The following is a 22,388-nucleotide window of genomic DNA, read 5'->3' as shown; positions in this document are numbered from 1 at the left end:
GGACGCCCGCCGATCCTCTACCGTCACGGTGTGACAGCAGGCCCGGCCCAGAACAAGTTCCCCGCGCGGGTGAGTGCGCTCGCGCGACGTATCGGCATGCCCGCCGTCGTCCTGCTGGCCGCGCTCGCTTTCGACCTGGTTTTCGTGACCGACGCCGCCTTCGACGACACGGGCCCGCGCGGGATCGATCTCCTGCTCTTCCCCGGCATCTTCGCGATGGTGTTCTGCGCGCTCTGGGCGCAGAAGCGGGCCGCCGTCGCCGCCGTCGCGGCCTCGGTCGTGCTGGTGGCGTACACGCTGGTCGTCCGGTACTTCAACATCCCGACCTACTCGAGCGTGCTCGCCCACCTGTCCATCACCGAGGTGGTCGCGGGGGTCGAGGTCCTGTTCTACGCCGCGCGCCGGACACGGCCGGGCGTCGCGTTCGCCGTCATCACCGGCCTGGTGCTGGCCACGCTGACCGCCGTGTCCGGCCGTTACTACTACGGCAGCGAGTCGAACGGCACCATGGCGCAGGCGATGCTGTTCGGCGGTGTCCTGCTGGGCGGCACGCTGCTCTTCGCGATCCCCGGGCGCGACCGGACGGCGCATCCGAAGAACTACGAGAAGCTGCAGAAGCTCAACAAGCTGGTGATGGGCCAATGGCCGCTCATCGGCATGCTGGGCATCGCGCTGATCCTGGAGTTCGGCTTCACCTACGAGAGCGGGGCGCACGGCTTCCCGATCCTGGTCTGCTCGATCGTCGCGGCGATCATCGCGGTCGCGGCGCCGCGACGGCCCGCCGACGCGATGGTCGCGCTCACCGCGGTCATGCTGCTTTCGGCTTTGGTGACGCCGTTCCTCCGGCTCCGCTACGACTACCCGACACCCGGCGGCGTGCCGGGCACGCAGGTGGTGGCGGGGATGGGCCTGGTCGTCACGCTGGTCCGGGCGGTCGGGCTGAGCAAGGCCGTGCCGAGGATCGCCGGGCTGTCGGTGGTGGTCGCCGTGGCCTGCGTGCTCAACACCAAACGGCCGACCCCGACGCTGATGACCGATCCGGACGACATCGCCGGACTCGCCGTGGCCGCGGTGCTGCTGCTCGGTATCTCGGTGGCGGTCGGCCTCGCGTTGCGGTCACGGGATTCGGAACGCACGCAGGTCATCCAGTCGGCGATCACCGACGCGCAGACGTCGGAGCGGATGGCGCTGGCGCGGGAACTGCACGACGTGGTCGCCCACCACGTCACCGGGATCGTCGTGCAGGCGCAGGCGGCGAAGATGATGGGCGAGAAGAATCCGCAGGTCGCGGTCGAGGCGATGGGCCGGATCGAGGACGCCGGGGTGGAGGCGCTCGCGGCGATGCGGCGGCTCGTGCGGAGTATGCGCGGTGACGCCCCGGCCGGCAGCAGCGAGTTCAGCGAACAGGCCACCACCGATCTCGCCGCCGACCTGCGGACGCTGATCGAACGGTCGAACCACGGCGTGAAGACGTCGATGAAGCTCGAACTGCCGCCGAACGTGCCGCACGAGGTCGGGCGGTCGGCGTTGCGGCTGGTGCAGGAGTCGCTGACGAACATCGGCAAGCACGCGTCCGGCGCGAAGGAGGCGCTGGTCATCGCCGAGGTGGAGGAGAACGAACTGCACCTCCAGGTGACCGACGACGGACGCGAGCCACAGGGCCGTCCGGCCGGCGGGTCGGGCGGCTACGGTCTGATCGGCATGCGCGAACGGGTCGCCCTGCTGCACGGCCGGCTCTCCGCCGGACGGGCGCCGGGTGGCGGATGGCGCGTCGAAGCGTGGCTACCACTTGAAGGAGAAGAGTGATCCGGGTACTGATCGCCGACGACCAGGACATGGTGCGGATCGGCTTCCGGATGATCCTGGACGCACAGGACGACATCGAGGTGGTCGCAGACGTGCCGGACGGCGTCTCGGCGGTCGCCAAGGCGCGCGAACTGCGGCCGGACGTCTGCCTGCTGGACATCCGCATGCCGGGGATCGACGGGCTCGAGGTCACCAAGCAGCTGGCGGGCCCGGACGTCGCCGATCCGCTGAAGGTCGTGGTGGTCACGACGTTCGACCTCGACGAGTACGTGCACACCGCGCTGCGGAACGGCGCGAGCGGGTTCCTGCTGAAGGACGCCGGGCCCGCGCTGCTGATCGAAGCCGTGCGCGCGGCGGCGCGCGGGGACGCGCTGGTGTCGCCGCAGATCACCGTCCGGCTGCTGAAGCATTTCGACGGCGGGGCGGTGAAACGCGACGTCACCCCGCCTTCGGAGCCGCTCACGGCGCGGGAGCTGGACGTGGTCAAGGCCGCCGCGAAGGGGCTGACGAACACCGAGATCGGGGCCGAGCTGTTCCTGTCGCTGTCCACGGTGAAGACGCATCTGGCGTCGGTGCAGGGCAAGGTCGGCGCGCGGAACCGGGTGGAGATCGCGGCGTGGGCGTGGCGTAGCGGCGTCGTGGACTGACCGTAAGCTCGGTTCATGCAACGCCGTTTCCACGCTCCCGTCGTTCTCCCCGCCGACCCCGCTTGCTCGTTGCTGCGTGACGCCGTGGTCGACGTGGACGAGACGGGCCGCGTCACCCATGTCGGTCCCCTGTCCGGGGCCCCCGAATCGTCCGCTCCCGTGACCCGGTTGAGTGGCATCCTCCTGCCCGGTCTGGTCAACGCGCACGCGCACAGCCCGATGACGCTGCTGCGCGGGATGGGCGGCGACCTGCCGCTGCTGCCGTGGCTGACCGAGATCATCTGGCCCACCGAGGCGAAGCTGGAGCCTGCCGACATCCGCACCGGCATGATGCTGGGCTCGATCGAGATGCTGCGGCACGGTGTCACGACCAGCGCGGAGATGTACTTCGAAGGCGAGCAGCTCGCCGACGCGGTGCTCACCACCGGTGGCCGGGTGGTGCTGGGCCCGCCGATCATGGAACTGCCGGGGATGGATTGGCGCGCGATGCTGAAGAGCGTCGAACGCTGGATCGACACCGACGGTCTCCGGTTCGGGCCCGGCGATCGGATCGAGGTCGGCTACGGGCCGCACTCGGCGTACATGCTGAACGAGGAAGCGCTGCGGGCGACCGCGGAGTCGGCGGCCGAGCGTGGCGCGCTGGTGCAGATCCACGTGGCCGAGGCGGCGCTCGAAGACGTCAAGCAGCGGGAAGCGCACGGTTCGGTGCCCGCGTTGCTGGAGAAGGTCGGGATGCTGCGGGGCCGGACGCTGGCCGCGCACGCCATCCACCTGTCCGACGAGGACATCGCGCTGTTCGCCGCGCGCGGCGTCGGGATGGCGCACTGCCCCGGGTCGAACGCGAAGCTCGCCTCAGGCATTGCGCGCGTGACGGAGCTGCGGAAGGCGGGCGTCGCGATCGGGCTCGGCACGGACGGCCCGGCGTCGAACGACGACATCGACCTGTGGGAGGAACTGCAGCTCTCGGCGATGTTCGCGCGGCTCGCGACCGGTGACTCGACCGTGCTGACCGCGGCCGACGCGTTCCTGCTCGGCACCCGCGGCGGCGCGGACGCGCTGGGCCGGACCGACATCGGCGCGCTGGAAACCGGCCGGTGGGCGGACATGGTGCACATCGACCTCGACGACCCGGCCTTCGCGACCGGCATCGACGTGCCCGACACGCAACTGCTCGCGAACCTGGTGTGGGCCGCGGGCTCGCGCCGCGTCCGCGACGTGTGGGTGGCGGGCGAACAGGTCGTCGGCGACGGCGAACCCCTGCGGGTGGACCGCGCCAAGGTCCAAGCCGAAGTCGCCCACACCGCCGCACGCCTTCGCTCTTAACTCACCTACGCAGCCCCCCACCCGTCCCAGGGGGCGGCCCCGAGGCCAGTCTATCGGGGGTGGGGGCTGGGGACGCCGGAAAAGCGCTGGTCAGGCGGAGTTATCCACAACAGTGATGGGGTGTGGACAACTGGGCTGCGCGCCACTGAGGCATGGGGAACGCTGAGTGGCCCCAGTGCCGCATTGGGCGCAAGTCGCGACCGAGCGAGCCGAGACCCGAGGTTCCCAATGTCGCATTTGAGGCGCTGAGCGTCCCTAATGCGACATTGGGAACCCGGGAAATCAGACCAGGCCGCGCGGCCGGAGGGTCACGTCGGTCGGGTGCGCGTCACCGGTCGCGGAGACCGCGGCGAGGACCGCGGCCGCGACGGATTCGGGGCGCAGGAAGCGTTCGGGCTCGTACTCGCGGCCCTCGTCGGCGACGATCGCCTGCTGCATCTCGGTGTCCGTGCGGCCGGGGTAGATCGACGTCACCCGAAGCGCGGACTCCTCCTCGCGCAGCGAGTCGGCGAAGGCCCGGACGGCGAACTTGCTCGCCGCGTACGGGCCCCAACCCGGCCGCGCGTTCTGCCCGGCGCCCGAGTTGATCACGACGACGTGCCCCTTCGAAGCACGCAGCGCGGGCAGCAACTGCCTGGTCAGCGTGACGACGCCCAGGACGTTGACCTCGAAATTCGCCCGCCAGTCGGCGTCGGTCGCGGTCTCGACCGTGCCGAGCCGCGCCACGCCCGCCGAATGCACCAGCACGTCCAGCTCGCCGATTTCGGCGGCCGCCGTCTCCAGCGCCTCCGTGTCGGTCAGGTCGATCGGCCACGGCTTCGCCTCGGGCAGGGTGCCCGCCAGTTCGCCGAGCGCGTTGGCGTCGCGGCCGCCGAGCAGCAACCGGTGGGTCGGGGCGAGCGCGCGGGCGGTCGCGGCGCCGATGCCGCGAGTGGCCCCGGTGACGAGAGCGAGGGGAAGATCAGCCATACCGCCACGCTAGTGGTTCGGTTCTGGAACGCCGGCGCGTGTCCAGAAGGCGAACTCGCGTGATCAGACGGCCGACACACGTGATCAGACGGCCAACTCTCGTGATCAGAGGCGTAACTCGCGTGATTGAAGGCGTAACTCGCGTGATCAGGGGGCGCACACGACGGGAGGGGTCGCCACGCGCGGGAACCGGATGGAACCGCGGGTGAAGGAACCGGCGAGGTTGTCCGCGAAGCGGCCGGCCGTCAGCGGATCCCGCACCGACGCGTCGATCGCCACGAGAGCCGGGCAGTCCAGCGCCGCTCGGGCGGCGGCGACGTCCGCGGAGCGGACCGGGCCGCCCTCGGCGATGGGGAGCCGCGCCGAATTCGCCAGTTCCCATACCGGCGGCAGCCATTTCTGGTGGCCGGGGCGGCCGTTGGGGAGAGACGTCGAATGCGCGGCGAACGGGTTCGCGAGGCCGTAACCGTCGCGCAGCCGCATGTCGAGCGGGATCAGCAGGCCGAGCGCGCCCATGCTGTCCGCCGCGACGGTCACGTACGGCCGGTCCGTGGGGTACGCGTACCAGCGCCGGGTCGTGTAGTCCTGGATCAGCACCGCCGGACCTGTCACGCCGCGGATGGCGGCCAGCGCCGACGGCATCAGCGGATGGTCGGCGTAGTCCTCCGCCAAGACCGGATGTTCGTGCCCTGTCGACCGCGACCAGAACGCCCGCTCGTCCGTGACGCCCACAGCGCGAGGAGAAGCGGAGTACGCCGGACGGAGCGACGCGGCGGCCACGAACGCCCAGATCCCGACGGCGACCAGAAGCGCCACGGTCACCCTCGTCACCGGCAGGGCCAGCACCGGCAAGAGCAGGCAGAACAACGCCGGGAGCAGCATGCGCCCGTGCATGAAATCCCCGCCGACCCGGATCACGTACAACGCGAGCAGCACCGCTCCGGCCACCGGTACGGCGGTGAGCACCGCGAAGGTTCTGTCCATAGTGGACGAGACCGTGACGACCGCGGCGGCGAGCAGCAGCAGCGGGAGCCACAGCCAGTACGGCTCGACGAGATCGGTCAGGTACGCCCATCCGCGAGCCCAGTTCGCCTCCGACGCCTCCTTGACCAGGGCCGTGTTCGGCGTCAGCAGACCGTAGTAGCCCATCCGGAACACCTGATACGCCAACGGTAGCGCGACTGCCACGGCCATCAGGCCCACCGCCCGGCGACGTCCCGGCCGCGCGAGGACGAGCAACGCCACCAAGGCGACCGCGCTGAAGAGCGCGAGATCGGGCCGCACCAACGGCCCCAGCCCGGCGACCAGCGCGACCGGCCAGGTGCACAGATCGTCCATTGTGGACACCCGGCGGACGAGCAGCCACCAGGTACCGCCCAGCCACAAGGTGATCAGCCCGGTTTCGAGCCCGGACGTCGCGAAGTCGCGGAACGGCGGCAGCGCGCAGACCACCAGCGCCCCGGCGGGCGCGAGGCCGTGGAACGCCAGCGGCTGGTAGAGCCGCCGCGCGCCGTCCAGGCCGAAGAACAACCCCGCGACCGAGAAGACCAGCCCGGTCACCACGGAGACCCATTCCAGCGGCACCCCCGGGATCAGCCCGAGGACGCTCAGAACGGCCGTCCACAAAGGACTGGTGTTGGTCTCGACCCGCTCGCCGACGTTGAACACCGGCCCGTTGCCCGCGAGGATCTGGCGGACCGTCCGCAGCACGATCATCCCGTCGTCGCTCATCCAGCGGCGGCGCCAGGCCAGATCGGCGTAGACCATCAGCACCAGGCCGAACCCGAACCAAGTCCAGGTCGACGGCCTCAGGTACCAGGCGCGCGAAGGCCAGTCGGGCGTGTTCTCACCCGTGGTGGTGTTCGTCTGCGTCATGGCCCCGCCCGCTCGGTTTGCGTGCGCAGCAGATCAGGCCCGCGGCCCACGAGTCAAACCGCACGGCCGGACAGGCAGGACTGTGGCCATTTCCTCCCTTCCATGGTCAGCCGCGCGGTGACCTCGAAGCCCGCCTGCCCGAGCAGGTCCGCGACCCGGCCGGGATCCAGCAGGTAGGCGTCATAGGTGACCGGGTGGCCATACGCCGTCTCCGGGCTCAGCCGCTCGTCACCGACATGGAACCCGAGCAACAGACGGCCACCGGGCGCGAGCGTGCGGCGGAACTCCGCGAACAGCGCCGGGAGCTCCTCCGGCGGCAGGTGGAAGATCGACCACCAGGCGACGAGACCGCCCAACGACCCGTCCGGAAAGTCCATGGCGGTCATCGAACCGATGGAAAATCGCTGGTCAGGGTACTGACGGCGGGCGATCTCGACCATTTTCGGCGACAAGTCGACACCGATGACGTCGAGACCGAGCGCCGCCAGGTGAGCGGTGACGTGGCCGGGACCGCAGCCGACGTCGACGACCGGGCCGCGCACCTGCTCGGCGAACGCGGCGAGCATCGCGCGGCTGATCGGCTCCTGGTCGAAAAGCGGCCTGATCCGCGCCGCGTAGTCCTCGGCGACGGTGTCGTAGGACTCGCGGGTGGCGTCGAGATGGGGAGTCACGGTCGGCGACGTTAGCGGCACCCACCGACAGTTTGTGGCCAAGGCGTAACACGCGTGATTGAAGACGTAACTCGCGTGATTGGAGGCGTAACTCGCGTGATCGGGCGGCGATCACGGGTCGAGCAGGCCTGCGTCCCTGGTCAGGTCTTCCGGCGAGCCGGGGGTGGCCACGGGCGTGCAGCCGGTCGCGGGGTCCGCCGCCGAGTCGGTGCCGTTGTAGTGCGCGACACCGGAACGGGTGAGCTGACGTGAACCGGCGTCGAAGCACACCTGGTACGAGCCCGGGATCACCCGTTCGAAGGCGTATCGCCCGTCCGGGCCGGTCACGGTGGAGCCGACCTCTTTGCCCGAAGCGTCCTTCAGGATCACCTTCACGTCCGGGACGCCGAGTTCGTCGCGGCTCTGGAGACCGTCCTTGTCCTTGTCCAGCCACACGAAGTCGCCCAGCCTGCTCAGCGGCGCGACGAGACCCGCGGAGAGCGTCAGGTCCTGCCGCTTGCGAGGGCCGACGGTGGTGGTCGCGGTGCAGCCGGTCGCCGGGTCGGCGTCCGAATCCTTCGCGTCGTCGCCCGCGTCCTTCGCCGTGTACGTGAAGGGAAGCCCGGCGAGGTCGAAGCAGACCTGGTAGATGCCGTCCTTCAGCTTGGTGAAGCGGTACTTGCCGCCGGCGTCGGTGGTGAGCGTCCCGAGCGCTTTGCCGGACGCGTCCTTCAAAGTCGCCTTCACGCCCTGAACGCCCGGCTCCCCGGCGTCCTGCAACCCGTTCCGGTCGAGGTCGTTCCAGACGAACTCGCCGATCTCGTCGATCGCGGGCGGCGGGGTGACCTTGATGGTCGTGGTCGCGGTCTTCTTCGGCAGGGTCCCGCTGGACACGGTCACGGTGCTGACGTGGCCGTTGTCCGCCTCGGTGACGTTCTTGTGGTCGCAGGTGACGGTCGCCGACTTGCCGGCTTCGAGAGTCGTGATCGGGGCGGGGTTCGCGTCGCAGTACGGGTCTTCGACCTTGACGGCGGTCAGCGTCGTGGTGCCGTCGTTGGTGACCGTGAACCGGTAGTTCGCGGTGGTGCCCGCCTCCAGGGTGGCCGTGGCGCCCCAGGCGCCGCTCGCCGGATCACGCACTTCCGCCTTCGCCGAAAACGAGTCGACCCGCAGGTGGACGCAGTCCCACATGACCCAGTTGCGGTCGGTGGCGGCGAAGAACTTCACCGAACCGGCCGACGGCGGGGCGATCGACGGCGGGAAATCCTGCCGGGCCAGTTTGCCGTCGGCCTCGACGGCGTGCACGACCTTGAGTTTGTTCTCCAGGACGACCTTGCCGGATCCGTTGTAGAACCGCAGCCCCGTCTCCTGCACGGCGTCCGCGCGCTGAACGTTCGTGCCGGTCCAATCGGTCAGGGTGTAGACGCCACCGGGCACGAACTTCATGGCCGCGTAGGCGGTGCTGATCATCTTGTCCGGGGTCGAGATCAGGGCGTATTTGCCCCCGTCGGACTGGTACCCGCTGGCCGTCGACAGCCGGGGCTGCTTGCTCCTCGGCGTGCCGGGAGGCACCGGGGCGGCCGGGTTGAACGTGTACCCGGCGGGTGGGCTGCCCTGCTCGACGCTCGGATTCGGCGCGACGCCGCCGGTGCAGCCGGACGGGACGGTCGCCGCCTGCGCGTACGAAGGGACGAAGCCGGAGACGAGCGCGCCCGCCACCATCACCACCATTGCCCGTTTCACAGGGCTGAAGCTAATGAGCGCGGCAGGGTTCCGTAATCACCGAACGGTGTCGTCCGGCGCCCCGATCAGGCAGAACAAGTCTCGCCGAGAGTGATCGGGGCGCCGGAAGCCACTACTTGACGCCGATGCGGCCGACCTGGCCCCAGCGGCCCTTCTTCCACACCGACACGATCGACGGCCGCGGCTGCGACGTGCCGCCGTCCGGCCAGTGCGACGTCGGGTTCGCGGAGCTGGCCGCGTCCTCACCCGGGTGCTGCACGGCGACGAGCACCAGGTGGTCGGTCACCACCGGGCCGCAGCATTCCGCGCCGACCGGGACCGACAGGAACTGCTTGACGTGCCCGCGTTCCGGGCCGTCGACCGGCACCGAGAACAGGCCGTCGTGCGAGCCCAGCGCGTTGCCGTCGGTGGAGATCCACAGGTTGCCGTGCCGGTCGAACGCGACGTTGTCCGGGCAGGAGATCGGGCTGACCTGCTCCTTCGGGAAGCCACCGAAGTAGGTGTCCGCCGTCTTCGGGTCACCGCAGACCAGGAGGAGCCGCCAGGAGAACTTCGTCGACGCGGCGTCGCCTCGGTCCTCCTCCCACTCCAGGACGTGGCCGTTGCGGTTGTTCGGGCGCGGGTTCGCCTCGTCGACGTTCGCCTTGCCGGCGGGGCCGCGCTGGCTGTTGTTGGTCAGCGCCGCGTAGATCCGGCCGTTGACCGGGTTCGCCTCGATGTCCTCGGGGCGGTCCATCTTGGTCGGCTTGACCTTGTCCGCCGCTTCGCGGGTGAAGACGTAGACCTCTTCGGCGGTGAAGCCGTCCACAAAGGACTTGTCGCCCGACGCCAACGGGATCCACTCGCCGACACCGTCGAATTCGCCGTCCGACGGGAGCTTTCCGGTGCCGTCGATCTCGGCGGCCGGGCTGTCGCCGGTGAAGCGGCCGACGTACAGCGTGCCGTCGTCGAGCAGCGCCGAGTTGTGGCGGCGCGCGTGCGCGCTCTTGCCCGGCTTGTACTTGCCCTTGGAGACGAACTTGTAGATGTACTCGAAGCGCTCGTCGTCACCCGAGTAGACGGCGACGCGGCCGTCCTTGGTGATCTTGATGTTCGCGGCCTCGTGCTTGAACCGGCCGAGCGCGGTGTGCTTGATCGGCGTCGAGTTCGGGTCGTTCGGGTCGATCTCGACGACCCAGCCGAAGCGGTTGGCCTCGTTGGGCTCCTGCGCGAGGTCCCAGCGCTTGTCGAACCGCTCCCACTTGCGGGTGCTCTCGGTGCCCGAGAAGCCGTACCGCTTCAGGCGGGCCGCCGCGACCGGGTCGGTGACGCTCGCCGCGTTGGCGAAGTACTGGTTGACGTTCTCCTCGCCGGAAAGCACGGTGCCCCAAGGGGTCACGCCGCCGGCGCAGTTGTTCTGCGTGCCGAAGACCTTGCGGCCGGTCGGGTCCGCGGACGTCTTGAGGTACTTCGAACCGGCGGCCGGGCCGCGCACCTCGAAGGCGGTGTTCAGCGTGATGCGGCGGTTGAACGGGCTCGGCGTCACGCGCAGGGCGCCACCGACCGGGTCACGGAAGGCCTGGACGACCGAAAGGCCGTGCGCGGCCCACGCGATCTTGACCTGCTCCTCGGTCGGGTTCTTCGGGTCGTACTGGTCGGCCGGGAACATGTGGACCTCGGTGGTGTACTCGTGGTTCACCACCAGCAGGTTGCGGATGCCCAGCGGATCCTGCGGGATCAGGCCGACGAAGTCGCAGTTGTAGCCGAACTGCTTCGCCTGCGCGGCCGCGGTCTGCTTGTGGAAGTCGAACTTCGGCGCGCCCCACTCGACGGCGTCACCCCAGCGGATGACGACACGCTGCTCGTAACCCTCGGGGATGGTGATCGCGTCGAGGGTGTTCGGCGGCACCGCTTCGAAGTCGGTGCCGGGCACCGGACGCCCGGGGCGGCCCGGCTTGCCGTGACCGGCGGCGGCGACGTCGGCCGGGGTCTCGGCGGCGGCCGTGCCGGACAGCGCGGCGAAACCGCCCGCGGTGGCGGCCATCACGGCACCGGCCTTCAGCGCGCCACGACGGGAAAGCATGTTCTTGACGACGTCGCCGAAGTACTCGTTGTCCGACGTGTTCGGCTCGGGGTGGGCGCACGCGTTGCCGCAGCGGTACTCGCAGGTGACCGCGGAGCGGCCACCGGGGTGGGAGGTGATCAACGGCAGGAGCCGCTGAGGCTCGAAGGACACAGGGCCTCCATGGTCGCGGTGGGTACACGTAGTCCAGTCGGGGGAACGCCGTGACGTTAAGCGACCAAAACGATCCAGCTCTGGCCAGAAGATGAACAGCGCGCGAACGAGCGATGGCGCGCTGCCGGACCCGGCAGCGCGCCATCGACCAAAAGTACTGCTAGATCGTTGCTTTTCGACTAGGAACCGATGTCTTCCAGGCCATGCCTGCCCGGTTTCCACACCGCCACCACGGAGGGACGAGGCTGGGTTTCCCCGCCGTCCGGCCAATGGGAGGCCGGTTTGTCGGCGTTCGCGCCGTCCACTTCACCCGGATGCTGGACACACACCGTGACGATCTTCCGATCGACGATCGGCCCGCAGGTCTCCGCGCCGCGGGGCACGGTGAGGAACAGCTTCAGCTCGCCGCGGTTGCGGCCCTCCAGCGGCACGGAGTAGAGGCCGTCGTTGATGCCGAGCGCGCCCGCCGAGTCGGTGGAGATCCAGAGGTTGCCGTGTCGGTCGAAGGCCACGTTGTCCGGGCTGGAGATCGGTGAGACCTGGTCCTTGGGGAAGCCGGCGAAATAGGTGTCCGGCGAGGCCGGGTCGCCGCACACCAGGAACAACCGCCAGTTGAAGGTGAGCGCGAGCGCGTCCCCGCGACGCTCTTCGAGCTCCAGCACCTGGCCGTGCTTGTTGTTCAGCCGCGGGTTGGGCTCGGTGGCGCCTTCCTTGCCGGGGTTGCCGCGCTCGACGTTGTTGCTCAGCGCGCAGTAGATCCGGCCGGTGTACGGATGGGCCTGGATGTCCTCGGGACGGTCCATCTTGGTGGCACCCACCCGGTCGGCCGCCTCGCGGGTGAAGACGTACACCTCTTCGGCGGTCATTCCGTCCACAAAGGACTTGTTGCCCGAGGCCAGCGGGATCCACTCGCCACCGCCGTCGAATTCACCGTCACTGGGCAGTTTCCCGGTGCCGTCGATCTCGGCGGGCGGGCTGTCGCCGGTGAAGCGGCCGACGTACAGCGTGCCGTCGTCGAGCAGGGTCATGTTGTGGCGCCGGGCGTGCGCGCTGTTCCCCGGCTTCATCCGGCCCTTCGAGATGAACTTGTAGATGTACTCGAAGCGCTCGTCGTCGCCGGAGTAGGCGACCACGCGGCCGTCCTTGGCGACGCGGATGTTCGCCGTCTCGTGCTTGAACCGGCCCAGATGCGTGTGCTTGACCGGGGTGCTGTCCGGGTCGTTCGGGTCCAGCTCGATCACCCAGCCGAAGCGGTGGGCCTCGTTCGGCTCCCTGGCGATATCCCAGCGCGCGTCGAACCGCTCCCACTTGCGGGTGGTCGCGGTGCCCCTGATGCCGTAGCGCGCGTACCGCTTGCGTTTCACCGGATCGGCCACGGTGTCCGCGTTCCCGAAGTACTGGTTGATGTTCTCCTCGCCGGACAGGATCGTGCCCCACGGCGTGACGCCGCCCGCGCAGTTGTTCATCGTGCCCAGCACCACCGTGCCGGTGGGATCGGCGGCGGTCTTCAGGAGGTCGCTGCCCGCGGCCGGGCCCGTGACCTTGAACGGCGTGTGCAGCGTGATCCGCCGGTTGTAGCGGGACATCTTCGGCCGCAGGTGCCCGGTGTCGCGTCCGCGCGACACCTGGACGACGGTCAGCCCGTGGGCCGCCCACGCGATCTTGACCTGTTCCTCGGTCGGGTTGTTCCGGTCGTAACCGCGGAACATGAACTCTTCCGAGGTGTACTCGTGGTTCGTGACCAGGAGCGCGGAGAGGCCCCAGTGGTCGAGCGGCAGCAGCGCGGCGAAGTCGCAGTTGTAGCCGAACTGCTTCGCCTGCGCCTCGGCGGTCTGGTGGTCGAAGTCGAACTCCGGCGCGCCGGGCAGCACCGCGTCACCCCAGCGGATCACGATGCCCTGCTCGTAGCCCTCGGGCACCACGACGGCGTCGAGCGTGTTCGGCTGGACCCGCTTGTAATCCGTGCCGGGTGGCGGTTTCGGCCGTCCCTCGGGGGCGGCGGCCGCGGGTGCGGCGAGCGCGAGCGGCGTGCCGGCGGCCAGCGCGACGACGGCGGTCGCCTTCAACGCGCCGCGGCGGCTCACCGCGCCGAGCACGTCGGCGAAGGTGGGGTTGTCCGACGTGTTCGGCGCGTCGTGGAAGCACGCGTCGCCACAGCGGTAGGTACAGGTCACTGATGCCCGGCTTGGTGAGTGGCCGGCCAGCAACGGAAGGAATTTCACGCGGACCTCGCATCTGCAGTTCGGGAGGTCGACGCTAAGGCACCGGACCGACGAGAGGAAACCCCTCGTTGGTCCGGTGTTCACCCTTTGTTCCGCTTTACATCTCCTCGCCCACGAGGGCGGCCTCGGCCGGAATCGTGTGCGGGTCGGCGGACTTCTCGCGGATCGTCAGCAGGGCGCCGGCCAGCACGCACAGGATCGCGGCGATCACGAACGGCGCCTGCTTGGCACCGAACCACTCGGCCAGGTGACCGACGACGGTCGCGGCGACCGCGCCGCCGAGCCAGCGGCAGAAGTTGTACCCGGCGCTCGCGACCGGGCGCGGGGCGCCGCTGATCGACATCGCCGTACCGGTGAAGAGCGTGTTGAGCAGGCCGGACACCAGACCGGACAGGATGATGCCGACCACCAGCACGGGCTTGCTCGGGATCGCCATGACCAGCAGCAGGACCGCGTAACCGAAGACGGCGACCACGGTCGCGTGCCGCTCGCCGAGCTTCGCGGCGAGCTTCGGCGCCAGCACCACGCCCGCGACGGCGACCGAAAGGCCCCAGCCGCAGAAGATGAGGCCGACGGCGACGGCGCTCCACTCCAGCACGAACGGCGACCACGCCAGCACCACGAAGAACGCGGCGGTGTAGAGCGCGGAACCGATCGACGTGCGCAGCAGCCCGCCGTGCTTGAGCGCGCGGAACGGGTCGAGCAGGCGGATCTTCGGCCGCTTCTCCTTCGCGTCGCCGATCAGGAAGATCGAGCAGAGCACGAGACCGCACAGCATCAGCAGCGAAGTGCCGAGGAACGGGCCGCGCCAAGAGATGCTGCCGAGCAGGGCGCCCAGCAGCGGGCCGACCGCGAGACCGACGCCGAGCGCGGCCTCGTACAGCAGGATCGCGCCCGCCTGGCCACCGGTCGCGGCGCCGACGATCACCGAAAGCGCGGTCGCGATGAAGAAGGCGTTGCCGAGCCCCCAGACCGCGCGCAGCCCGATGAGCTGCTCGATCGACCCGGACGCGGCGCACAGCGCGGTGGCGACGACGACCAGCGTCAGCCCGACGACCACGGTCCGCTTGGCCCCGAACCGGGCACTCATCGCGCCGGTCACCAGCATGGCGACCGCCTGGACGCCGAGGTAGCTGGAGAACAGCAGGGTCACCTCGGAGGGCGTCGCTTTCAGGCCCTCCGCGATCGACAGCAGGATCGGGTCGACGAGCCCGATGCCCATGAACGCGATGACCGCGGCGAACGCGGTGATCCATACCTGTTTCGGCTGCCCCTTGACGGCGTCCAACAGGCTCGAGTGGTGCTCAGCGCTCATCGCGGATCAGTTCCTCCTTCTTGTCTTCGTTCAGCAATCGGGTGAAGGCGGGGAGCGCGGCTTCGATCGCGACGCGGTCGGTCTCGTCGAGTTCGAGGAGGCGTTCGCGGAGGAACTCCTCCCGCGCGACGATCAGCCGGCGATGGAAGCGCTGCCCCACCTCGGTGACCTCGACGAGCACCGCCCGGCCGTCGGCGGGATCGCGGCGGCGGCTGACCAGGCCCAGCCGTTCGAGACGGCGGACGACGTCGGTCATCGTCGGCATCCGGACCCGTTCGAGGTCGGCGAGCGTGCTCATCCGGCGTGGACCGCCGTTGAGCAGCTCCGACAGCACCGAGCCCTGCGTGAGGGTGAGCCGCACCTGCGGCGTCTCCCGGCGGACGAGGTAGTACAGCCGGAACACCAGCGGGCGGAGCCGGTGGGCGAGGCCGGCGACTTTCGTGGTCACTTAGCCATGCTAACTAAAATTACTGAGCATGGCTAAGTAATCTGCCGCACAGGTTCGCCGGATAGCGCCTAGGGTTGGGGGCGTGGAAGCGGTGATCTTCGATCTCGACGGTGTCCTGGTGGATTCGGAAAAGATGTGGGACGAGGTCCGCCGGGCGGTCGTCCACGAGTTCCACGGCACCTGGCGGGAGGAATCGACCAGGGCGATGCAGGGGATGAGCACCCCGGAATGGGCCGCCTACCTGGCGCACGACCTCGGCGTCCAGCTGCGGCCCGAGGACGTCGCGCAGGTGGTGATCGACCGGATGGCGCGGCGGTACGCGGAGAAACCGCCGATCATCCCGGGCGCGCCGGGGGTCGTGCGCGAGGTCGCGAAGCACTGGCCGGTGGCGATCGCGAGCTCGTCGCCGCCGCTGCTGATCAAGGCGTTCCTCGACATCACGCGGCTGCCGGTGCCGACGGCGGTTTCGTCGGAGCAGGTCGGCGCGGGGAAGCCGGCGCCCGATGTGTATCTGAAGGCGGCGGAGCTGCTGGGCGCGGAGCCGAAGAACTGCGCGGCCGTGGAGGACACCACCAACGGGCTGCGCGCGGCGCTGGCCGCGGGGATGACGGTGTACGCGGTGCCGAATCCGCATTTCCCGCCGGATCCGGCGGTGCTGGCGGAGACGACGGTGGTGCCGGTGATCACGGATCTACCGGCGGCGCTGCTGGAGGGCTGATTCCGGGCCGACGGGGTGTTGCGAAAGCCAGGCGGGTTCAACTGGTTGTTGCAAGTAGTGCTTTGTCGAGTGCTTGTGCTGGTGTGAGGAGGCCGNCGACCCGCAGTGGCCGGCCGGCGACGCCGGTGGCCCCGAGTGGCCCTCCGACAACGAACCGCGCCGTCCCGCGCCGCCGCGCCGTCCCAACGGCATGCCCCCGCGCAGGCAGGGACCCCCGCCGCCGCCCGGTGGCCGTCCCGCCGGGCACCGTCCGCCGCCGCCTCCGCCCGGCGACCGCCGTCCTCCCGCCCCGGCCGACCAGGCGACCGCGATGGTCCGGCCGGTCGAGCCGGAACCGTACGAGCGCGAGCCGGAACTCATCACGCACCACGCGCACAACGGCACCGAAGACCCGTACGGCTACGACCCGTACGACGACCGCTATGACGATCGTCACGAAAGCACCGCCCTCGGCGCCGAGGGCGAAGACGCGTACGACGAGCCCGCCGAAGACGACGAGGACGGCAAGAAGAAGGTCCTCACGCCGAAGCAGCGCAAGAAGCGGCGCTGGCGGATCGTCCGCCGGGTCCTCTACGCGATGTTCGGCCTGTTCGTCGTGGTGCCCGCGATCGCGTTCGTCATCACCTACTTCCTGGTGGACGTCCCGTCGCAGGAAAGCGTCGCGAGCCTGCAGAGCCAGCCGATCACGCTGATGTACGCCGATGGCAGCCCGATGGGCAAGATCGCGCCCGCCAGCGGCGGAAGCCGGTACCTGCTGAAGCCCGGCGAAGTCCCGGAAGTGGTCAAGAAGGCCGTGTACGCGGCCGAAGACTCGTCGTTCGAGACCAACTCCGGTTTCGACGTCGGCGGCATCCTGCGCGCGGTCTACAACAACGTCACCGGCGGCCAGGGCGGCGGTTCGACGATCTCCCAGCAGTACATCAAGAAGGCGACGGCCAACGAGGCGCCGACGCTCACCCGTAAATGGACCGAGCTGGCCAAATCCTTCAAGATGAACAACCAGATGTCCAAAGAGGAGATCATCACCGCCTACCTCAACACCATCTACTTCGGTCGCGGCGCGAACGGTATCGAAGCGGCCGCGCAGGCCTACTTCAAGAAGCCGGCCAAGGAGCTCGGCGCCTCCGAGGCCGCGCTGCTCGCCGGCCTGATCCAGGGTCCGAGCCGGTCCGAGAACGACGCGTACGCGCAGCGACGCTGGAACTTCGTGATGGACCAGATGGTGTCGAACAAGTGGCTCGACCCGGGTGAGCGCGCCGCCGCGCAGTTCCCGAAGCCGATCCCGAAGGCGCAGGCGAAGGCCGACGACGCCGGGACGCTGAGCCTGCACATCCGCAACCGCGTGATCGACGAGCTCGAAGCCCGCGGTTACGACCAGGACCGGCTCCACCAGGGTGGCTACAAGATCACCACGACGATCGATCCCAAGGCGCAGAAGATGGCCGAGGAATCCGTCGCCGAGGGGATGAAGGGCCAGACGGACGAGAACATCCTGAACGCGCTGGTCGCGATCGACCCCAAGACCGGCGGCGTCGTCGCCTACTGGGGCGGCCCGGACTGGACCAAGAACGCGCAGGGCCAGGACGTCCAGGCCATGGACTGGGCGAACGTGCCGCACAACCCCGGTTCGGCGTTCAAGGCCTTCGACCTGACCGCGTTCCTGAAGATGGGCCGCGGTCTCGGCGAGACCTTCGACGGCTCCAACAACCGGAAGTTCGACGGCCGCACGATCCGGAACGCGGGCGAGAGCTCCAACTGCGGCACGCAGTGCACGGTCGCCGAGGCGATGAAGGTCTCCGCGAACACGGTGTTCTACGACATGGTCCGCAACGAGACGAAGGTCGACCCGGTGGCGAAGGCCGCGAAGGAAGCCGGCGTGATGGTGGAGGCCGAAGGCGGTAAGGCGAAGCTGAGCCCCGACATCAACATCGCGCTCGGCGGTGGTGGCACGGTCACCACCGCGGAGGACATGGCGGCCGGTTTCGCCACCTTCGCAGGCGAAGGCGTCCGGCAGAAGCAGCACTTCGTCGCCAAGCTGACCAACTCCCAGGACGAGGTCGAGTTCGACGAGACGGCCCCCAAGGGAACCCCGGCCTTCAGCGACGACGCCGACAAGAGCAAGCAGATCGCGGGCAACGTCACCGACGCGCTCGAAGAGGTCATCCCGTACTCGAAGCTCAAGTGCCCGAAGAACCACGAGTGCGCGGGCAAGACCGGGACGCAGCAGTACGACTTCAAGGACAGCGACCCGCCGAGCTATCGCGACCGCAACGCGCAGACCTGGATGGTGGGCTACACGCCGAGCATCTCGACGTCGGTGTGGGTCGGCGGCGACGGCAACAAGCCGCTGCACGACAAGAACAACAAGCCGATCTACGGCCGCACCATCGCCGGTCCGATCTGGGAAGACTTCATGTCCCGGTACATGACCGGCAAGCCGTCGGAGAAGTTCGACAACGTCAAGCCGATCGGCAAGGACGCGCGTTCCGTGCCGACGACGACGGCCCAGAAGCCGCCGGAGACGTCGACGCCGCCCGAGACGCCGACGACCACCCCGACGCCGTCGACACCCACGTCGCCGACCGAGACGACCGAAACGGGTGGCTGGCCGACGAAGCCGACCAAACCCACGAAGCCGACGAGGCCGGGGCCCGGGACCACGGATCCGTTGTTCCCGAACGCCGAAGATCCGTGACGATCGGGCTGAGCACCTGACGAAGGGGGTGTGCCGGGCGAGTGCCCGGCACACCTTTTTTTCGTGGCATCGGTGAACCTGAACCGATCCGATACGTCTTAACTAGAAGGAGACCTGCGACCGCAGGACCGCGCTCACCACGGAAGGTTCGGAGGACGTCCCAGTGAACGACGATCCCCACGGCGGATGGCCAGGTCAGGACCCTGACCCCGCACGTCGTCCGCAACGCCCGGCCGGACCGCCCCGCCGACCCGCCGGACCGCCTCCTGGACCCGGGCAGCGGCAGGGTCCCCCGGGACAGGCGCCCTGGCAACGCCAGGGCCCGTCCCAGCAGCAGCCACCACCGCGCCGCCCGCAGCGGCCACCGGTCGCGCCGCAGCACGAGCCGGACCTCATCACGCATCACGAGCACAACGGCACCGAACACCGGTACGACGCCGACCGCGGCTACGACGAGCCGTACGACGATGAGCCGTACGGCCAGGAGACCGACGAGAACGGGAAGCCGATCCTCACTCCCGCGCAGCGCAAGAAGCGCAGGTGGAGACGAATCCGGCGAGTGCTGCTCGCGCTGTTCTGCCTCTTCGTCGTCATCCCGGCGATCGCGTTCGTGATCACCTACTTCGCCGTCGACGTGCCGTCGCCGCAGTCCGTCGCGGCCACCCAGGGCCAGGCGGTGACGTACTACTACGCCGACAACACCGAGATGGGCAAGGACGTCCCCAAGGGCGGCAACCGGCAGATCCTGACGCCGGAGCAGATCCCGGACGTCGTCAAGAAGGCCGTGATCGCCACCGAGGACGCCTCCTTCGAGACGAACTCCGGCTTCGACATCGGCGGCATCCTGCGCGCGGTCTACAACCAGGTGACCGCGGGCAAGGGCGGTGGCTCGACCATCTCCCAGCAGTACATCAAGGTCGCCAGCGGGGACGACGAATCGTCGCTCGCCCGTAAATGGACCGAGCTCGCCAAGTCCTTCAAGATGAACCAGACGTACGAGAAGAAGGACATCATCTCGGCGTACCTGAACATCATCTACTTCGGGCGTGGCGCGTACGGGATCGAGTCGGCCGCGCAAGCGTTCTTCGGCAAGCCCGCCGGACAGCTCAACGCCTCCGAGGCGGCGCTCCTCGCCGGGCTCATCCAGCAGCCGGGCCGCTCGGAGAACCCGAAGGTCGCGAACGATCGCTGGAACGTCGCGCTGAACCGGATGGTGCAGAACGGTTTCCTCTCCGCCGCCGACCGCGCGAACCTGCAGTTCCCGACGCCGATCCCGCAGGAGGACAAGCAGCAGGCCGGGGTGGTCAACCCGTTCATCCGCGACAAGGTCAAGGAAGAGCTCGCCGCGAACGGCATCACCGACGACGTCTACTACCGGGGCGGCTACAAGGTCTACACGACCATCGACCCGAAGGCGCAGGCCGCGGCCGAGCAGGCGGTGGCCGACGGCATGAAGGGCCAGACCGACGAGAACCTGCTCAACGCGCTCGTCGCGATCGACCCGAAGACCGGTGGCGTGAAGGCGTACTACGGTGGCCCGTCCATCGTGAAGGGGCCCGACGGCAAGGACCAGAAGGGCCGTGACTGGGCGAACACCCCGCAGAACCCCGGGTCGTCGATGAAGCCGTTCGACCTCACCGCGTACATGCAGCTGGGCAAGGGCGGCATCAACTCGACGTTCGACGGCTCCAACAACCGGCAGTTCGGGAAGCAGACGATCCGGAACGCCGGTCCCGGCAGCTCGTGTTCGGCGCAGTGCACGGTGTCCGAAGCGATGCAGCGCTCCGCGAACACGGTGTTCTACGACATGGTCGTGAACGTGACCAAGCCGGGGCCGGTGGCACAGGCCGCCAAGGACGCCGGGATCAAGCCCGCCCCCGAGGGCGTCTCCGAGCTGTACGCCGACAATAACATCGCGCTCGGCGGCGGCAAGACGGCCGTCAGCCCGGAGGACATGGCCGCCGCGTACGCGACCTTCGCGGGCGAAGGCCAGCGACGGGCCAAGCATTTCGTCGTCAAGGTGACCAACTCGCAGGACGAGGCCGCCTACTCGGCTCCCGAAGAGGCGAAGCCGGCGTTCTCCGACGACGCGGACAAGAGCAAGCAGATCGCCGGGAACGTCACCGAGTCGCTCAAGGGTGTCATCCCGTTCTCGAAGCTCAAGTGCCCCAACAACCACGAATGCGCGGGCAAGACCGGAACCCAGCAGCACACCTACCGTCCGGGCGAACCCGCGTCGGCGAAGGACGCCAACTCGCAGACCTGGATGGTCGGCTACACGCCGTCGATCTCGGCCGCGGTCTGGGTCGGCGGCGACGGTGACAAGGCGCTGAAGGGCAAGAACGGCAAGTCGATCTTCGGTTCGACGATCGCCGGGCCGATCTGGCAGAAGTTCCTTTCCCTGTACCTGAACGGGAAACCGGGGGAGCGCTTCGAGAAGGTCAAGATCATCGGCGGAGACGACAACAACACCGTCCCGTCGACGCAGACCCCGCCGGACGAGGACGAAGGCTCGACCGAGACCGGCACGCCGTCGACCGGCCCGTCCACCGGGTCCTCTTCCTCGCGGAACGAGGAGGAACCGACCTCCAGTTCGCGGAACCCGCCTTCGTCGAGCGAGAACAATGGCGGTGAAGAAGAAGGCGGCGGCAACGGGCCCGGCCGTGGCGGCGGCAGAGGCGACAACGAATAGCTAGAGGGTGACGACGCGCCGTTCGGCACCCGAAAGGTGTGCGGCTTCGATGACCCGGAGCGCCTCGACGGCGGAGGCGGGATCGACCGGGAAGCCGCCCTTGCCGAGCAGCGCGTCGCGCACCCGCGCGTAGAAGTCCTCGTACCGGCCGACCTCGGTGGGCACGGTTTCGACGTCGTCGTTCACGCCGAGCACGCCCGCGTCCGACGGCGGCTCGACGCCCCAGCCGGGGTCGCCGGGCCGCAGTCCGTCCTTGATCTGCGGCTCCTGGACGTCGAGGCCGTACTTCGTGAAGGTCGCCTTGTCGCCGAGCACGCGGAAGCGCGGGTTCCGGGTGCCCGCGAGCGCGGACGCCCACAGATGCGAGCGCACCCCGTTGGTGTGGTGGAGGGCCACGAAGGCGTCGTCGTCGACCGACACCCCGGCGCGGCGCCTGTCGACCTCCGCGTAGACCTCGGAAACCGGGCCGAACAGCTGCATCGCCTGGTCGACGATATGCGCGCCGAGGTCGTAGAGGAGGCCGCCCGCCTCGGCGGGGTCGCCGAACTCGCGCCAGTTGTCCCGCGGCTTCGGCACCCAGCGGTCGTAGCGTGACTCGAAGCGGAAGACGTCGCCGAGACGGCCGGACTCGAGGACCTTCCAGACGGTGAGGAAGTCCGAGTCGAAACGGCGGTTCTGGAACACCGTCAGTCCGACACCCTTGGCCTTCGCCGCTTCGACGACCTTCGCGGCTTCGGCCGCTGTCGGCGCGAAGGGCTTGTCGACGACGACAGGCAAGCCCGCCTCGATCGCTCGAAGCGCGAGCGGAACGTGCGTGCGGTTCGGCGTGCTGACGACGACCAAGTCCAGCTCGCCGGCCTTCGCGAACAACGCGTCCGCGTCGGGCAGCACGTCGGCGGCCGGATAGTCGGCGCTCGCCTGCCCGACCCGGTCCGGATTCGAGGTGACGATAGCGGCCGGGGTCAGCCCCGGTGTCGCGTCGACCAGCGGCGCGTGGAAGACGCGTCCGCCGGTGCCGTATCCGAAGATCCCCACTCGCAAGTCAGCCATGACCCCATTAAACAACAGTG

At 69.1% G+C, this 22,388-nt stretch carries 15 protein-coding genes; 6 read left to right on the top strand and 9 right to left on the bottom strand.

Features of this window, described 5'->3' with window-relative positions; genetic code table 11:
- Positions 1-30 precede the first annotated feature (30 nt).
- From ACXIZN_RS34055 to ACXIZN_RS34045, 3 genes are read left to right on the top strand one after another with little or no spacing between them, the layout of a single operon-like run.
- Entirely contained in the window at positions 31-1,806 is a 1,776-nt protein-coding gene (locus ACXIZN_RS34055; RefSeq protein WP_457959066.1) for a sensor histidine kinase, read from the top strand.
- The gene (locus tag ACXIZN_RS34050; protein ID WP_034314268.1) at positions 1,803-2,453 is read left to right on the top strand and encodes a response regulator; all 651 of its coding nucleotides are present in this window, start codon (positions 1,803-1,805) and stop codon (positions 2,451-2,453) included. Before ACXIZN_RS34055 ends, ACXIZN_RS34050 begins: the two co-directional genes overlap by 4 nt.
- Positions 2,454-2,468: 15 nt before the next feature.
- Positions 2,469-3,776 carry an amidohydrolase family protein gene (locus tag ACXIZN_RS34045; protein ID WP_457959065.1) on the top strand — a complete coding sequence of 436 codons (1,308 nt, stop codon included), beginning with the start codon at positions 2,469-2,471 and terminating at the stop codon, positions 3,774-3,776.
- 282 nt (positions 3,777-4,058) lie between these two features.
- On the opposite strand, the gene ACXIZN_RS34040 is transcribed toward ACXIZN_RS34045, so the two are convergent.
- The 8 genes from ACXIZN_RS34040 to ACXIZN_RS34005 form a co-directional block, all read right to left on the bottom strand.
- Positions 4,059-4,745 (bottom strand): SDR family oxidoreductase, encoded by a 687-nt coding sequence (locus ACXIZN_RS34040; RefSeq protein ID WP_457959063.1) that lies wholly within the window; start codon positions 4,743-4,745, stop codon positions 4,059-4,061.
- 147 nt (positions 4,746-4,892) lie between these two features.
- Complete coding sequence (locus ACXIZN_RS34035) at positions 4,893-6,620, bottom strand: hypothetical protein (protein ID WP_457959062.1); 1,728 nt, start codon at positions 6,618-6,620, stop codon at positions 4,893-4,895.
- Between the two features lie 53 nt (positions 6,621-6,673).
- Positions 6,674-7,291 carry a class I SAM-dependent DNA methyltransferase gene (locus ACXIZN_RS34030; RefSeq protein WP_457959060.1) on the bottom strand — a complete coding sequence of 206 codons (618 nt, stop codon included), beginning with the start codon at positions 7,289-7,291 and terminating at the stop codon, positions 6,674-6,676.
- A 111-nt stretch (positions 7,292-7,402) separates the two neighbouring features.
- Positions 7,403-9,001 (bottom strand): DUF7850 domain-containing protein, encoded by a 1,599-nt coding sequence (locus ACXIZN_RS34025; protein ID WP_457960670.1) that lies wholly within the window; start codon positions 8,999-9,001, stop codon positions 7,403-7,405.
- A 124-nt stretch (positions 9,002-9,125) separates the two neighbouring features.
- Positions 9,126-11,228 carry a PhoX family protein gene (locus tag ACXIZN_RS34020; RefSeq protein ID WP_457959058.1) on the bottom strand — a complete coding sequence of 701 codons (2,103 nt, stop codon included), beginning with the start codon at positions 11,226-11,228 and terminating at the stop codon, positions 9,126-9,128.
- Positions 11,229-11,407: 179 nt separating this feature from the next.
- Positions 11,408-13,450: a PhoX family protein gene (locus ACXIZN_RS34015; protein ID WP_457959057.1), complete on the bottom strand. Its 2,043-nt coding sequence runs from the start codon at positions 13,448-13,450 to the stop codon at positions 11,408-11,410.
- Positions 13,451-13,547: 97 nt separating this feature from the next.
- A complete protein-coding gene (locus ACXIZN_RS34010) occupies positions 13,548-14,765 on the bottom strand; it encodes an MFS transporter (protein ID WP_457959056.1) in 1,218 nt (405 codons plus the stop codon).
- Positions 14,755-15,213, bottom strand: a complete 459-nt coding sequence (locus ACXIZN_RS34005; protein WP_457959055.1) for a MarR family winged helix-turn-helix transcriptional regulator — start codon at positions 15,211-15,213, stop codon at positions 14,755-14,757. The genes ACXIZN_RS34010 and ACXIZN_RS34005 overlap by 11 nt, the downstream gene beginning before the upstream one ends.
- Before the next feature lie 82 nt (positions 15,214-15,295).
- On the opposite strand from ACXIZN_RS34005, the gene ACXIZN_RS34000 reads away from it, so the two are divergent.
- The 3 genes from ACXIZN_RS34000 (at position 15,296) to ACXIZN_RS33990 (ending at position 21,318) form a co-directional block, all read left to right on the top strand.
- Positions 15,296-15,931 (top strand): HAD family hydrolase, encoded by a 636-nt coding sequence (locus ACXIZN_RS34000; RefSeq protein WP_457959054.1) that lies wholly within the window; start codon positions 15,296-15,298, stop codon positions 15,929-15,931.
- Between the two features lie 310 nt (positions 15,932-16,241).
- Positions 16,242-18,626, top strand: coding sequence for a transglycosylase domain-containing protein (locus ACXIZN_RS33995; protein WP_457960669.1), 2,385 nt, complete (start codon positions 16,242-16,244; stop codon positions 18,624-18,626).
- 163 nt (positions 18,627-18,789) lie between these two features.
- Positions 18,790-21,318: a transglycosylase domain-containing protein gene (locus ACXIZN_RS33990; RefSeq protein ID WP_457959053.1), complete on the top strand. Its 2,529-nt coding sequence runs from the start codon at positions 18,790-18,792 to the stop codon at positions 21,316-21,318.
- Here the strand turns inward: ACXIZN_RS33990 and ACXIZN_RS33985 are convergent, their stop codons facing one another.
- Positions 21,319-22,353, bottom strand: a complete 1,035-nt coding sequence (locus ACXIZN_RS33985; RefSeq protein ID WP_457960668.1) for a Gfo/Idh/MocA family oxidoreductase — start codon at positions 22,351-22,353, stop codon at positions 21,319-21,321. It abuts the gene before it with no gap.
- Positions 22,354-22,388: the final 35 nt, after the last annotated feature.

This window comes from Amycolatopsis sp. TRM77291, assembly GCF_054166285.1.
The sequence above is the reverse complement of the archived record's forward strand: the minus strand, read 5'-3'. Positions and strand labels throughout refer to the sequence as shown.